12 protein-coding genes are annotated in these 14,542 nt (G+C 28.0%); all 12 read left to right on the top strand.

The window, feature by feature from the left end:
* Positions 1-29: 29 nt before the first annotated feature.
* Positions 30-1,238, top strand: coding sequence for a trypsin-like serine protease (locus tag ACKU3H_RS14400; protein ID WP_320034565.1), 1,209 nt, complete (start codon positions 30-32; stop codon positions 1,236-1,238).
* A gap of 118 nt (positions 1,239-1,356) precedes the next feature.
* Positions 1,357-2,727 carry a SapC family protein gene (locus tag ACKU3H_RS14395; protein ID WP_320034564.1) on the top strand — a complete coding sequence of 457 codons (1,371 nt, stop codon included), beginning with the start codon at positions 1,357-1,359 and terminating at the stop codon, positions 2,725-2,727.
* An 11-nt stretch (positions 2,728-2,738) separates the two neighbouring features.
* Positions 2,739-4,508 carry a type I secretion system permease/ATPase gene (locus ACKU3H_RS14390; protein WP_320034563.1) on the top strand — a complete coding sequence of 590 codons (1,770 nt, stop codon included), beginning with the start codon at positions 2,739-2,741 and terminating at the stop codon, positions 4,506-4,508.
* Between the two features lie 2 nt (positions 4,509-4,510).
* Positions 4,511-5,803 (top strand): HlyD family type I secretion periplasmic adaptor subunit, encoded by a 1,293-nt coding sequence (locus ACKU3H_RS14385; RefSeq protein WP_320034562.1) that lies wholly within the window; start codon positions 4,511-4,513, stop codon positions 5,801-5,803.
* Positions 5,793-7,094 (top strand): TolC family protein, encoded by a 1,302-nt coding sequence (locus tag ACKU3H_RS14380; protein WP_320034561.1) that lies wholly within the window; start codon positions 5,793-5,795, stop codon positions 7,092-7,094. Before ACKU3H_RS14385 ends, ACKU3H_RS14380 begins: the two co-directional genes overlap by 11 nt.
* Before the next feature lie 11 nt (positions 7,095-7,105).
* Positions 7,106-8,197 carry a glycosyltransferase gene (locus ACKU3H_RS14375; RefSeq protein WP_320034560.1) on the top strand — a complete coding sequence of 364 codons (1,092 nt, stop codon included), beginning with the start codon at positions 7,106-7,108 and terminating at the stop codon, positions 8,195-8,197.
* Between the two features lie 25 nt (positions 8,198-8,222).
* Positions 8,223-9,560: a sugar transferase gene (locus ACKU3H_RS14370; RefSeq protein WP_320034559.1), complete on the top strand. Its 1,338-nt coding sequence runs from the start codon at positions 8,223-8,225 to the stop codon at positions 9,558-9,560.
* Positions 9,561-9,632: 72 nt separating this feature from the next.
* Positions 9,633-10,115: a hypothetical protein gene (locus tag ACKU3H_RS14365; RefSeq protein ID WP_320034558.1), complete on the top strand. Its 483-nt coding sequence runs from the start codon at positions 9,633-9,635 to the stop codon at positions 10,113-10,115.
* Positions 10,112-10,402, top strand: coding sequence for a nucleotidyltransferase domain-containing protein (locus tag ACKU3H_RS14360; protein WP_320034557.1), 291 nt, complete (start codon positions 10,112-10,114; stop codon positions 10,400-10,402). Before ACKU3H_RS14365 ends, ACKU3H_RS14360 begins: the two co-directional genes overlap by 4 nt.
* Before the next feature lie 196 nt (positions 10,403-10,598).
* Positions 10,599-11,612 (top strand): ADP-glyceromanno-heptose 6-epimerase, encoded by a 1,014-nt coding sequence (gene rfaD, locus ACKU3H_RS14355; RefSeq protein WP_320034556.1) that lies wholly within the window; start codon positions 10,599-10,601, stop codon positions 11,610-11,612.
* 66 nt (positions 11,613-11,678) lie between these two features.
* A complete protein-coding gene (gene rfaE1 / locus ACKU3H_RS14350; protein ID WP_320036485.1) occupies positions 11,679-13,052 on the top strand; it encodes a D-glycero-beta-D-manno-heptose-7-phosphate kinase in 1,374 nt (457 codons plus the stop codon).
* Between the two features lie 26 nt (positions 13,053-13,078).
* Complete coding sequence (locus ACKU3H_RS14345; protein WP_320034555.1) at positions 13,079-14,533, top strand: MBOAT family O-acyltransferase; 1,455 nt, start codon at positions 13,079-13,081, stop codon at positions 14,531-14,533.
* Positions 14,534-14,542 lie beyond the last annotated feature (9 nt).

Here is a 14,542-nt window from a genome sequence, read left to right as displayed (position 1 = left end):
CACTTATATTTATGGGGAGGAAAACCTATATGACTACTTACTTAGATGACTATACAAATTACATATACCAAACAGATTATGCAGATTTTTACAATGCTGTTGTAAGAGTATCAAACTCTGAAAGCTATGGAACAGGCGCATTGCTATATGATGGTAAATCAATCTTAACAGCAGCACATATTTTTGAAGATGCAAATACTGACAATATTACAGTTTATTTTGATACTAAGTTTGGTACACAAGCATATGGTGCAACTATTACTGTATATGAGGATTATGATACTATAAATTCAAATGGTGATTTAGCAATATTAACTTTAGATGAAAATCCATCCTCATTTTATGAAAGATATGACATCTATAGAGATTCTTTTGAAATAGGAAAAGATTTTACTATGGTGGGTTATGGTGCCTATGGTTCAGGAAGTACTGGTGAGTTATATTATGAAACAGATATTCTTAAACTAAAAACCACAAACACCTTTGATACTTTTTTTTCTATAATTGGCAATGATTCTAGCACAAATATAGCTTGGGACCCTTTACCTTATACTATTTTAGCAGCAGATTTTGATAGCAACAGTAGTCTAACCGATGCAATAGGATATATATTAAATATAAATAGTATTGCTACAAATTTAACAGAAGGTATGATTGCTAGTGGTGATAGTGGTGGACCAGCTTTTATAGATAATCTTATAGCAGGAGTAGCCTCTTATTCTGCTTCAATCTCTTCTTATTCATACAATACTGATATAAATAATTATGTTGATTCTAGTTTTGGAGAACTAGGAGGGTGGCAAAGAGTAAGTTCCTATGCAGAATGGATTGATAAAACAATACGAGCTGGATATGAAGATGCACCAAATTCAAAAGAGGAAGTGCAAAAAGCTATATATGAAGGGGATTCTGGCGAGATAAATTACACATACTTCTTACTAGAATATACAGAAGATAGAAGTGATGTTTTAGGTAATATTACTCTAAGCTATACCACAAGAGATGGCTCTGCAACTGCAGGGGAAGATTATATCTTTAGCTCAGGTATTATTACTTTATATAGTGATGAATCTTCTGTAATTATACCAGTGGAGATAATTGGTGATGATAATACCTACGAAGGTAATGAAACATTTTACCTAGATGTTACAAGCCCTTCTTTTGGAAGTTTTGGTGAGGGAGTAGATACTTTAACAGCTTCAAGAACAATTCTCAATGATGATTTCTTTATCGCATAAAATAAAAAATCACTCCGGTACCTAATTAATTTCATAAAAAAAGTATTGCGAGTGATTTAAACAACTTTAAAGCTTCTTTCCTATATTATTTCAATAATTTCAATCAAAAGAGTAATTATTGGCTAGAAAACAAAGAATATTTATAGAAAATATGACCTATCATGTTTTATTAAATTGTTTAGACCATATGGGAGTATTTGAAAAAAATGTTGACAAAGAGTTCTTCTTGGACCTTGTAGCTCAATACAGTCAAACATATGACGTACAAATACACTCTTATATTTTAGACAAAGAGTATTTTGAGTTTTTAGCTACTTCTAAGCTTGTAGATTCTATACCTAAGTTTATGCAAAGCTTAGGACGCCTATATGTTAACTATTATAATAAAAAATATGATAGAAGTGGTACATTATGGCAAGGTAGATACAAATCATCTTTAGTAGAATACAAAAATTACCTTTTTGATGTTATGTCTTTTATTGAAAGAAGAACAAAAACAAAATATTCAAGTTTAGATAAAAATCTTTTTGACAAAAAAAATCCTATCATTACTTATCATGACGAGTACAAAAAACTAGGATATACTCAAGAAGATAGAATCAAAAAATATAAAACATTTTTTGATGAAAATACAAAAGAAAAAGATGCTTTCATATTTGATTGTTTACAAAAACAAAAAATCACAGCATCAAAAGAGTTTATCAAAAAACTTGAAGATAGTTTAGGTTTAGCTCTTCATTCAAAAAAAAGAGGAAGACCAAAAAAAATAAAAAAGGATAAAAAAATGTATAAAAATTTACAAATTTTAGATAAAGAAAAGCACAAAAGTTTAAAAGTTTCAGATATGAATGATTTATTTTTTGCTAAAGACTTATCTATTTTACCAGTTACTTTAGGTGAAATTACAGCTGTAGGAAAAGTTTTTCCTATAGTTTTTGTAGATGGGAAAAATCCATCTCTATCTGCATTACTTTCATTAGGTGGAGAAAACTTAGCAATAAACAGTGAAGGTAAATGGATTACAAACTATGTACCATTAGCTTTAAGAAAATATCCATTTTCTGTAGCATCAGTAAAAGATAATGTAGACCAAAAAATAATTATGATAGATGAAGATTCATCTTTAGTTTCAAAATCAAAAGGGAAACTTTTATTTAAAAAAGATGGTTCACAATCTGAACTTTTAGAAAATGCAATAAAATTTTTAATGGACAATGAAAAACATGTTCAAATAACAAAAAAAATGGTAAAAGAGATAGTTGATAGTGGTATCTTAGAAGAAAGAGAAGTTGCTATAGGTGAAGGTGATGAAAAGAAAGTTTTAGTTAATGGTTTTAAAGTAGTTGATAGAGAAAAACTTAATAAACTAAGTGATGATATCTTAGCTTCATGGGCTAGAAGAGGTATTATATTAATTATTGAAGAGCACCTAAAAACATTAGACAATATAAATACGTTGTTTGAACTTGCAAATCAAAGACAACAATAAAGGCAAAAATTATGGCATCGCCAAAAAATATTTTAAATGAAAAAGAAAAAACAAACGAGATTAAAAACGCAATTTTTGAGTCAAAAAAGACTATCATAATTGCAGGTGTTTTTAGTTTTTTTATTAACTTACTTATGTTAGTTCCACCTTTATATATGTTGCAATTATATGATAGAGTTATTACAAGTAGAAGTGAAGAAACCTTGATAATGCTTACCTCTTTAGTGATAGTATTATTTATAACTTTAGCACTTTTAGAGATAGTTAGGTCAAAATTATTAATAAAAGTAGGAAATAAACTTGATAGTTTATTAAGTCAAAGGATATTTGATACTCTATTTGAACTTGCAAATAAAGCACCTGGAAAAGCTAGTTCTATGCCCTTGTCTGATTTAACACAAATCAGACAGTTTATGAGTGGAAATGGTCTATTTGCGTTTTTTGATGCTCCATGGATACCAATCTATATTGGTGTACTTTTTATATTTCATACATATTTTGGTGTTTTTGCAATATTTGCAGCTATTGTTTTATTATGTTTTACTATTGTAAATGAATACTCAACAAAAGAGAAGCTATCAGAAGCAAACTCTTTAAACAGAGAAGCAACTATGTATGTAGATGCAAATCTAAGAAATGCCGAAGTAGTAAATGCTATGGGTATGAGAAATGCTATTAGAAAAAACTGGCAAGAAAAATACTTTGGGTTTTTAAGTGCTCAAGATGAAGCTAGTAATAAAGCTGGAGTTTGGTCAAACACTTCAAAAATTACAAGAATGATGTTTCAATCTATGATTTTAGGTTTAGGTGGCTATTTAGCTATTCAACTTGAATTAAGTGCTGGTATGATGATTGCAGGTTCTATTCTTTTAGGTAGAGCCTTAGCTCCTCTTGATTTATTAATCAATACTTGGAAAGGTTTTAGTAGTACTAGAACTTCTTATCAAAGATTAAACGAATTATTAGAAGACTTCCCAAAAGAAAAAGAGTATATGGAACTTCCTGCACCAAAAGGAGAACTATTTTTAGAGCAAGTTGCTTTAATGCCTCCCGGATCAAAAATTCCATCTATTGCTGGTATTACTATGAAAATAGATAAAGGGGATGTATTAGGTATAATAGGACCAAGTGCAGCAGGAAAATCATCTTTAGCAAGGGCAATATTAGGTTTATGGCCACTACTTCAAGGAAAAGTTAGACTTGATGGTGCAGATATTCATCAATGGGATAAAGAAAGACTTGGAAAATATATAGGATATCTTCCTCAAGATATTGAACTATTTGAAGGAACTATTGCACAAAATATTGCAAGATTTAATGAAGTAGATTCAGCAAAAGTTGTAGAAGCTGCTATGAAAGCAGGAGTTCATGAATTGATTTTAAAACTTCCTGAAGGTTATGATACAAAAATAGGAGCTGGTGGAGTATCTTTATCAGGTGGACAAAGACAAAGAATAGGTTTCGCTAGAGCATTATACGATAACCCTGTTTTAGTAGTACTTGATGAACCAAACTCAAATCTAGATGAGCAAGGGGAACAATCTCTTCTTGATGCAATAAATTCATTAAAAGAAAATGAAACAACAGTAATCATAATAACACATAGACCAGCTATTCTACAAGTTACAAATAAAATAGCATTGATGAAAAATGGAACTTTAGAAACTATGGGTGATACAAAAGAGATTTTAGCAAAAGTATTTGGACAAAAACCAAAAATAGAACAAAAACCAAAAAACAATTTACAACAAAAAATTTCAATTAGTAAGCCAGGGAGTTAAATATGAGTACAAATGCAAAAATGCCATCACATGATGCTTCAAAAATAATAACTTTCGGTTTAAGTGTAATATTTGTAGTTTTTGGGATTTTAGGAGGTTGGATGTTTTTTGCTCCTCTAGCTGCTTCTTCTGTAGCTATGGGTACAGTTTCAGCAGACCTAAATAAAAAAGTAATACAACACTTAGAAGGTGGTATAGTTAAAGAAATCTTAGTAAAAGATGGTGATAAAGTAAAAAAAGGTGATTTACTTATTAAGCTAGATGATATTCAATATAAATCACAATTAAATATTTTAAAATCGAAATATCAAGATGCTTTAGGAGCTTATGCTAGAACAGTAGCTTTAGAAAATGGAAAAAATGAAATAGTTTTCCCTGAAGAATTAACTGATCAAAATGTAATCACAAACCAGAGAAATATTTTTGAAACTTTAAGTAAATCACAAAAAGAACAAAAAGATATAAGTAAAAATAGAATTATTCAATTACAAAAACAAATTGATGGTTCCTTATCTGAATTAAAAAGTAAAAAGCAAAGATTTGAATCAATATCTGATGAGATAGAAGAGTGGGAAGAGCTTTTAAGACAAAAATTAATTGATAAGTTAAAAGTAAGAGAATTAAAAAGAGAGAAAAACTCTTTAGAAGGTGATGTTGCAAAATTAAACTCTGAAATTGCAAGATTAAGAGAACAAATAGAAGAAGTAAAAATTCAACAACTAGTTAGTGAAAAAGATTTTAGAAATCAAAATTTAGATTCTTTATTAAAAGCAAAATCAGAGTTAGAAGATTTAAAATCAAAAATTCAAGCAACTGAAGATAAACTAGAAAGAACAAACATATACTCTCCTATAAATGGAGTTGTTGTAGGCTTAAAAATACATACTTTAGGTGCAGTAATTGCTCCTGGTGATAATATTTTAGAAGTTGTTCCAGAAGATAGTAAACTAATAGTTGTAGCACAAGTAAAAACAACTGATATTGATAAAGTAAAAGTTGGTTTACATGCAGATATCAGATTTTCAGCATTTAATCTAAAAACAGCCCATGTAATTGATGGTCAAGTTATTCATGTATCAGCAGATAGTTTCACAAATCAAGAAACAGGAGACTCATATTATGAAGCAAAAATTGAGGTAACAAAACAAGGTGTAAAAGATTTACAAAACTATGGGTTTACTTTAGTTTCAGGTATGCCAGCTGAAGTTATGATAAACATAGGTGAAAGAACTGCATTTAGCTATTTACTTAAACCAATTACAGATATGTTTACAAGGGGATTTAATGAAGAATAAGTTTTTTGTATTTTTAGTTTGTACATTATTTACAAGTTTATATGCCGAAAGTTTAACTTTTTCACAAACTTATAATTTGGCTTTAGATAAATCAAATGAGATTTTATCTTCAAAATATGTATACCAATCAAGAAAAGAGGATATAAATCAAGTTAAGGCAAACTTGTATCCTCAACTTTCTGGTAAAGTATCCTACTCAAATATGTATAGTCAATTAAATGAACTATTAGAAAGAGATGATGATAAAGAAAGAGAAAGAAACTTAGAATACAACATCTCTTTGAGACAAAATATTTATGACCCTGAATTATATTCTAAAATTAGAATGGAAAGAAAAAGGGTTAAACTTTCAGAAATAACTTATGAAAAAAATAAGCAAGAGTTATTTAATACAACTTTTGAATCTTATATCAAGATTTTTAAACTACAAAATAGAATATCATTGTTAGAATCAAAAACAAAATATTATGGATATTTAAATGATGCTGCAAAAAAGAAATACAAATTAAGTTTGATGAGTAGAATGGATATGCTTGAAGCAGAAGTAGATTATAATACTTCTAAAATCGAGTTAAAAAAAGAGAAACAACTTTTAGTTACTGCAAAAAATGATTTAGCTCAGCTAATTGAAATTTCAGATTTTACTCTACCTGAAATATCTTATAATATAGGTTCTGAAAAATTAAATCAATTAAAAGCTATTTTAGAAAATGAAGAGGCATATTTAAATAGTTTAGAAGTACAAGAAGCAAAAATCTCAAAAGAATATTCTAAAGAAGCCCTTGATAACGCTTTTGATGCCCATCTTCCAAAACTATCTTTTGATGCAAGTTATTCAAAATATTATTCTCCAGATATTGCTTCTGATTATGAAAATACCTCTAGATATATGGTAGCTTTAACTATACCAATTTACCAAGGTGGTGCCGTAAACTCAAGAGTAAAATCATCAAGATTAAAATATAATTCCACTTTAGAAGATTTAAAATTATCACAAAAGAAATCAAAAACTGAATTTTTAGAAAATAAAAGTGAATTTGAAGCTGCACTTGAATCTTTAGAACTATATAACACCTCTTTAAAATCTGCCAATCTATATTTAGAATCTATAGAAAAAGCATATGAAAAAGATTTAAAAAGTATTATTGATTTGTATGAAGCAAAAACAAAATTGGATGAACTAAAATTCTCTTATATCGATACTATATCAAACCTTATAACAGCATATGCAAATCTATTAAGAGTTACAAACAATTTTGAAAAAATCGAATTAATTGATGATGTGATTTAAAATTTAATTATATGAAAAAAATTGCAATAGTTCATGACTGGCTGGTTACAAATGCAGGAGCTGAAAAAGTCTTAAAGAATATATCTGATATTTATCCCAATGCAGATATATTCTCTTTAGTAGATTTTTTAGATAAAAAAGATAGAAAAAATATAATAAATGATAAATTTGCAAAAACTTCATTTATTCAAAAACTACCTTTTTCTAAAAAATATTTTAGAAACTATTTGCCCCTTTTCCCAAAAGCAATAGAGAGTTTAGATTTAAAAAATTATGATTTGATTATAAGCTCCTCTTGGGCAGTTGCAAAGGGTATAAAAAAGCATAAAAATCAAATCCATATTTGTTATTGTCATACTCCTATTCGATATGCATGGGATTTATACGATGAATATACAAATACACTAACCCAACCTAAAAAATTTCTAGTAGAGTTAAGTTTAAAATATATCAGAAAATGGGATATTCAAACTTTGAATAGGGTAGACTATTTTATAGCAAATTCAAATTTTGTTCAAGAAAGAATAAAAAGAATATATAAAAAAGACAGCACTGTAATCTATCCTCCTGTAAACACCCACAATTTTCCATTGGAAGAAAATAAAGATGATTTTTATTTAACAGCTAGTAGATTAGTATCTTATAAGAAAACAAAACTTATTGTTGAAGCTTTTAATAAAATGCCAGATAAAACTTTAGTTGTTATTGGTCATGGTGAAGAGTATGATGATATAAAAAAAATAGCAAATAAAAATATCAAAGTTTTAGGATATCAAGAAGATTTTGTATTGATTGAATATATGCAAAAAGCACAAGCCTTTATATATGCTGCAGTTGAAGATTTTGGAATAGTTCCTCTAGAAGCCATGTCTTGTGGTACACCTGTTATTGCCTTAAATGCAGGAGGAACCGCAGAAACAGTTATAGATGGATTGACTGGAATCCATTTTGAAAAACAAACAAAAGAAGATATCATAAAAGCAGTACAAAAATTTGAAATTACAGTTTTTGATAAGCAGCTAATTTCACAAAAAGTTAAACAATTTAACGAAGATAGATTTAAAAACGAATTTTACGATTTTGTATTATCAAAAATAGTATAAAAGAGAAAAAGTTGTATAATCACATATGAAAAACAAATTTAATCTTTCAAATACTCTTTATATTGTTATTCTAATCACATCTGATTTATTTTTTTTATTAATATCTTTAAAGATTGCATTTTATTTAAGATCAAACTATTTAGCAGATTTTTTCCCTTTTTTAGATTCTTCTACATTTCCTAGATACTATTGGGTTGTATTTTTATCATTTGTTATATTTTTATTTGAAAAGATATATTTTGTTCGATACGATTTTTGGAGTGATACAAAAAAGGTTTTAAAAGGTTTGTTATTGTCATTTGTTATTGTATTTACAGTAATAACATTAACCAAAATTTCACACGATTATTCCAGAGCTTTTATCACTTTGTTTTTTATTACAGCCTCTTTTATTATCCCTTTTTCTAAAAGATATTTGAAAAAAGTTTTATTTAAATTTAATTTTTTTAGAGAGAAAGTTAGGGTAGTAGGAAAGTCTTATTTAGTTGATAGGATGAAAAAAGAGTTAGAAGAAAACTGGTATTTAGGATATAAATTATCAAAAAAAAGATTCAATGTTGTTATTCTAATATCTAAAAATTTTACAACAGAACAATCAAAAAGATTAATTAGAATCTATTCTAAAAAGACTAAAAATATTTATGTAGTACCATATATGTATCATATCGATTTTACCCATGCGAATATTGTAGATTATTTTAATATCCGATTATCAGCAATTTCTATTGAAAACAAACTTTTAGATTATGGAAATCTTTTTATTAAATATTTTTCTGAAAAATTATTAGTTTTATCAATACTACCTTTTTCTCTTTTTGTTCATCTGATTATTTTATTTCTAATAAAAAATGATTCCAAAGGGAAAATATTTTTCAAACAAAAAAGAATGGGAATAAAAGGGCAAGAGTTTAGTTGTTATAAATATAGAACTATGTATGAAGATGGAGATAAGTTATTAGAAAAATATTTGGAAAACAATCCCGAAGAAGTAGAGTATTATTCTATATATCACAAATATAAAAATGATCCACGTATTACAAAAGTTGGTAGATTTTTAAGAGCTACATCCTTAGATGAGTTTCCTCAATTTTTCAATGTTTTAAGAGGAGATATGAATCTAATAGGTCCAAGACCTTATATGATAAATGAAAAAGAAAAAATAGGTAAATATAATAAAAATATTATATTAGAAGTAAAACCTGGAATAACTGGACTTTGGCAAGTAAGTGGAAGAAACAATCTAACTTTTGAAGAAAGAATTGAATTGGACAAATGGTATATACAAAATTGGTCTTTATGGATTGACTTTGTAATTTTTATGAAAACTATAAAAGTAGTACTTGGCAAAATAGGTGCTAGATAAAAAAGTTTCTAAGAAAATTTATTTATATTTGGTATAATTATTCCAAATATATCTATGATAAGTTGGTGGATTATGAAACAAAGTGATACAAAGTTAATACTTCAAAAAAGATTTAATAAACTAACAAAACATTATGAGGCTTTAAAGGATTATAATGCTTGGATAGATGAACTTTTAAAAAATAAAAATATCTATGAACAATTTACATTTAATACATTGAAAACACAAGAAAAAGCTGTTTTAGATGCCTATTTAAAAAGATTTAGTTCTGTTCAAGATTTTTTAGGTGCAAAAATATTTCCTCTTCTTTTGGATGTTGCTGGTATTAATAGTTCAAAAATGAGTGAAGTTTTATATTATATAGAAAAAGAAGATATTATTGATAGTCTAGATAATTGGATAGAACTTAGAGAAGTTAGAAATGAGTTAGAACATGATTATCCTGAAGAACTTGAAGAAGCTTTAAAAGATTTAAAGTTTTGTATTGATAGTTTTGATAAAATTGAGAGCTATTATTTAAATTCACTAAATTTTGCAAATAAGTATATAAAATGAGATTAAAAAAAGTAATTGTAGATAAAATAAAAGATGCAATTTTAAATAGTTTTGGTGATGTAAATATATATATTTTCGGTAGTCGTGTTGATGATTCAAAAAGAGGTGGAGATATAGATATAGCTATTGATTCTAATTTTGGAAGAGAAGAATTTCGTAAAAGAAAAATAAAATTAATAAGCAATCTTTTGAGAAAAGATTTTGATTTGAAAATAGATATAGTCAATTATAATACAAATGATGAGTTTTTGAAAAAACAAATAGTAAAAAACTGTATTAAAATCTAACAATTATGGAACCAGTAACTTGTTGATAGCAAAGAAATCTATAAGTTTTTCTAGACTGATAATATATTTTAAACCATAGAGCCCTGAATAAGATAGGCTTAGGATATATTGTTTTAAAAAGTTTGGGTTATTGTAGTTTCACTTTCTAATCAAAATTTTGTTAAAATATTACCTTTTAAATAAATAGGAATTTTTTATGAAATATACAGATATAGACTTTAATAATAAAAATATTTTAATTACAGGTGCCGCAGGTTTTATAGGTTCAAATCTTTGTTTTTATTTTCAAGAAAACTATCCAGAGGCTAATATTATAGCTCTTGATTGTTTTAGAAGTGGAGAAACTTTTTCAAACGGGAACTTAAAAAGCTTTGGTCACTTTAAAAACCTTATAGGTTTTAAGGGACAAATAATAAGTGGAGATATAAATGATTCTGCACTTTTAGAACACTTAGAAAACTCATACAACTTTGATTATATCTTCCATCAAGCAGCTATTTCAGATACTACAGCTTTAGAGCAAGATATTATGATTAAAACAAATGTAAATGCCTATGAAGAGCTACTAAAAATTGCTATAAAACACAAAGCAAATATGATTTATGCAAGTTCAGCTGCAACTTACGGAGACAGTGATAGATTTGAGATTGGATATGAATCACCAAACAATGTATATGGTTTTTCAAAAGTTATGATGGACAATATCACATACAAATATTTAAAACAAGGTGTTGATATCTCTATTGTGGGACTTAAATATTTTAATGTATATGGACCAAGAGAGTTTTACAAAAATAAAACAGCTTCAATGGTGGTTCAATTTGGTCATCAGATTTTAAAAGGTGATACTCCAAGACTTTTTGAAGGAAGTGATAAAATCCTAAGAGATTTTATATATATAGAAGATGTAGTTCAAGCAAATATAAAAGCTTGTAACCCTAAAAAAAGTGGTGTTTACAACGTAGGTACAGGAAAAGCTAGAAGCTTTGAAGATATAGTAAATATTTTACAAAAAGAGCTAAATATTGACAATGGAAAAGAGTATATTCCAAATCCATTTGTAGGTTCATATCAGTTTTTTACCCAAGCAAATATCGATTCTTCAAAAGAAAATTTAGATTATGAACCAAGATTTTCTATGGAAGAGGGGATAAAAGCATATATTCCACAAATAAAAGAATTATTTGAAACAGAAGTTAAAAAAGGATAAAGATTGCAAACTGTTCAAAATTTAGCTTTAAAAACACAGCCAAAGATATTAGTAATTGGCGATTTGATGATAGATGAATATCTTTGGGGAAATTGTGAAAGAATCTCTCCTGAAGCTCCTGTTCAAATAGTTGATATAAAAAAGGAAACAACAGTTTTAGGTGGAGCAGGAAATGTAATAAGCAATCTTCTAGCTCTTGGAGCTAGTGTTGAGGTTTTATCTGTTGTAGGTGATGATGAAGTTGGTTTATTAGTAAAAGCTATGTTAACAAAGCAAGGAGCTAAAGCTTCACTAATAGAGCAAAAAGGAAGAAAAACTTCAAGAAAAACTAGACTTATGGCTTCCCATTCACAAGTTGTAAGATATGATAAAGAGAGTAAAAACAATATTTCAGTTCAAAGTGTAAAATCTCTTTATGAAAAATTTCAAGAGAAAATAAACAGTTATGATATTGTGCTTCTTTCTGATTACAACAAAGGTGTACTTACAAATGACCTTCTTGATAAGATAATATCTTACTCAAATAAAAAAGGCAAAAAAGTATTAGTTGATCCAAAAGGAAGTGATTTTACAAAATACAAAGGCGCTTATCTTTTAACTCCAAATAAAAAAGAAGCAGAACTAGCTTCAGGTATAAAAATAGAGAGTGATATAGATTTAAAAGATGCTCTTTTTAAACTTAAAGATGAGGTTTCTTTAGCAGTTTCTGTTATTACTCTAAGTGAAAATGGTATTGCTATTTTAGAAGATGACAAGGTATGTGTAAAACCAACTGTTGCAAGGGAAGTTTATGACGTAACAGGAGCAGGGGATACGGTACTTGCTTCTTTAGGTTTTGCTTTATCTTTAGGGTGTGATATTAGCACTTCTGTTGAGTTTGCCAATCTAGCTGCAGGAGTTGTTGTAGGGAAAATTGGTAGTGCAACAGCTTCTTTAGATGAGATAGAAGAGTATCAAGCATCATTACATAAAAGTTCAATTGAACTACATATTAAATCATTTGAACAAATAGAAAAAATATCAAATAGAATTAAATCACAAAATAAAAAAGTGGTATTTACAAATGGATGTTTTGATATTTTACATAAAGGACATGTTAGTTATCTAAATACAGCAAAATCTTTTGGTGATGTATTGATTTTAGGATTAAATTCAGATGCCAGTGTAAAAAGATTAAAAGGTGAAACTAGACCTATAAATACTCAAGATGACAGAGCATATATCCTTTCAGCTTTAGAGTGTGTAGATTATGTAGTGATTTTTGATGAAGATACCCCTTATGAACTTATCAAATTAGTGCAACCTGATATTTTAGTAAAAGGTGCTGATTATGAAGGTAAAGAAGTAGTAGGTTCAGATATAGCAAAAGAGACAAAACTTGTTACTTTTGTAGATGGAAAAAGTACTACAAAAACAATAGAAAAAATTCAAAAAAGTTAAAAAATTATAAAAAAAGGCATATACAAATGTTATTCAACAGTTACGAGTTTATATTTGTATTTATGCCAATCACGTTTTTTGTATATTACTTTTTGCTAAGTAAAAGACTAGTAGTAGGAGCAAAAGGGTTTCTAGTATTCGCGAGTTTGTTTTTCTATAGCTGGTGGAATCCAATATATTTGCCCTTAATATTAAGCTCAATGCTGTTTAACTATGTAATAGGGAACTCCTTAAATGAGAACTTTAAAAAGATAAAAATAACAAAGAAGACCTTACTAACAATAGGAGTAATAGCAAACCTAGCTTTACTAGGATACTTTAAATACGCAGACTTTTTTATAAATAATATAAATATGGTAACAAATGGAAGTGTAGAACTACTACACCTAGCCTTGCCATTAGCAATCTCTTTCTTTACCTTCCAACAAATAGCATACCTAGTAGATAGCTATAGAGGAGAGACAAGTGAATATGATTTTCTAAACTACGCACTGTTTGTAACATTTTTTCCCCAATTAATAGCAGGACCAATTGTACACCATAAAGAGATGATGCCACAGTTTGCAAGTAGATGGAATCTGGTAAAAAATTATAAACATATAGCAATGGGATTGTTTATATTCTCAATAGGATTGTTTAAAAAAGTAATAATAGCAGACCAATTTGCAATCTGGGCAACAGCAGGATTTGATAATGCTGTAACATTAGAACTGTTTGAAGCATGGGCAACATCACTTTCTTATACCTTCCAATTGTACTTTGACTTTAGTGGATACTGTGATATGGCAGTGGGAGCAGCACTGCTGTTTAATATAAAACTTCCAATAAACTTTAACTCGCCATATAAATCTTTGGATATACAAGACTTCTGGAGAAGATGGCATGTAACTTTAGGAAGATTTATGAGAGATTATATCTATATCCCATTGGGTGGAAATAGAAAAGGAAATATAAGAGGATATACAAACCTGTTTACAGTAGCAGTAGTGTCAGGGTTTTGGCATGGAGCAGGATGGACATTTATAGCTTGGGGAGCCTTGCATGGTATAGCTTTAGTAACACATAGAATCTGGAAAGACTTTGGCTTTAATATGAATAAATACCTAGCCTGGTTTATTACCTTTAACTTCATAAATATAACATGGGTATTCTTTAGAGCATTAAGCTGGGAAGATGCAGTAAAAGTGTTAAAAGGTATGGTAGGCTTAAATGGAATAGTAATGTCAGATAAATATGCCCAGAAGTTAGAGTTTTTAAAAGAGCATGGAGTAGAGTTTGGACAATGGCTAATTCATATAGATGGCAATAAGAGTTTTACTTGGATTGCTGTTGCATTATTTATTGTTTTATATTTTCAAAATTCAAATTTTTTATATAAAAAATCACCTAAGTTACTATATTTATCTGTGGTATTGTTTTTAACTTCAATCTATTTTGGTATTGTTAATCAATCTTCAGAATTTATATATTTTAATTTTTAAAGAAAAAAT

Source organism: Halarcobacter sp. (assembly GCF_963675975.1).
Taxonomy (GTDB): domain Bacteria; phylum Campylobacterota; class Campylobacteria; order Campylobacterales; family Arcobacteraceae; genus Halarcobacter.
Note: the sequence above shows the minus strand (reverse complement) of the source record. Positions and strands in the feature narration are given on the sequence as shown.

Bases quoted from the DNA above. Each gene is read 5' to 3' on its own strand.
- ACKU3H_RS14375 (WP_320034560.1), top strand. From the start codon at position 7,106: ATGAAAAAAATTGCAATAGTTCATGACTGGCTGGTTACAAATGCAGGA.
- ACKU3H_RS14360 (WP_320034557.1), top strand. From the start codon at position 10,112: ATGAGATTAAAAAAAGTAATTGTAGATAAAATAAAAGATGCAATTTTA.
- rfaD (WP_320034556.1), top strand. From the start codon at position 10,599: ATGAAATATACAGATATAGACTTTAATAATAAAAATATTTTAATTACA.
- ACKU3H_RS14370 (WP_320034559.1), top strand. From the start codon at position 8,223: ATGAAAAACAAATTTAATCTTTCAAATACTCTTTATATTGTTATTCTA.
- ACKU3H_RS14385 (WP_320034562.1), top strand. From the start codon at position 4,511: ATGAGTACAAATGCAAAAATGCCATCACATGATGCTTCAAAAATAATA.
- ACKU3H_RS14365 (WP_320034558.1), top strand. From the start codon at position 9,633: ATGAAACAAAGTGATACAAAGTTAATACTTCAAAAAAGATTTAATAAA.
- ACKU3H_RS14400 (WP_320034565.1), top strand. From the start codon at position 30: ATGACTACTTACTTAGATGACTATACAAATTACATATACCAAACAGAT.
- ACKU3H_RS14345 (WP_320034555.1), top strand. From the start codon at position 13,079: ATGTTATTCAACAGTTACGAGTTTATATTTGTATTTATGCCAATCACG.
- rfaE1 (WP_320036485.1), top strand. From the start codon at position 11,679: ATGATAGATGAATATCTTTGGGGAAATTGTGAAAGAATCTCTCCTGAA.
- ACKU3H_RS14390 (WP_320034563.1), top strand. From the start codon at position 2,739: ATGGCATCGCCAAAAAATATTTTAAATGAAAAAGAAAAAACAAACGAG.
- ACKU3H_RS14380 (WP_320034561.1), top strand. From the start codon at position 5,793: ATGAAGAATAAGTTTTTTGTATTTTTAGTTTGTACATTATTTACAAGT.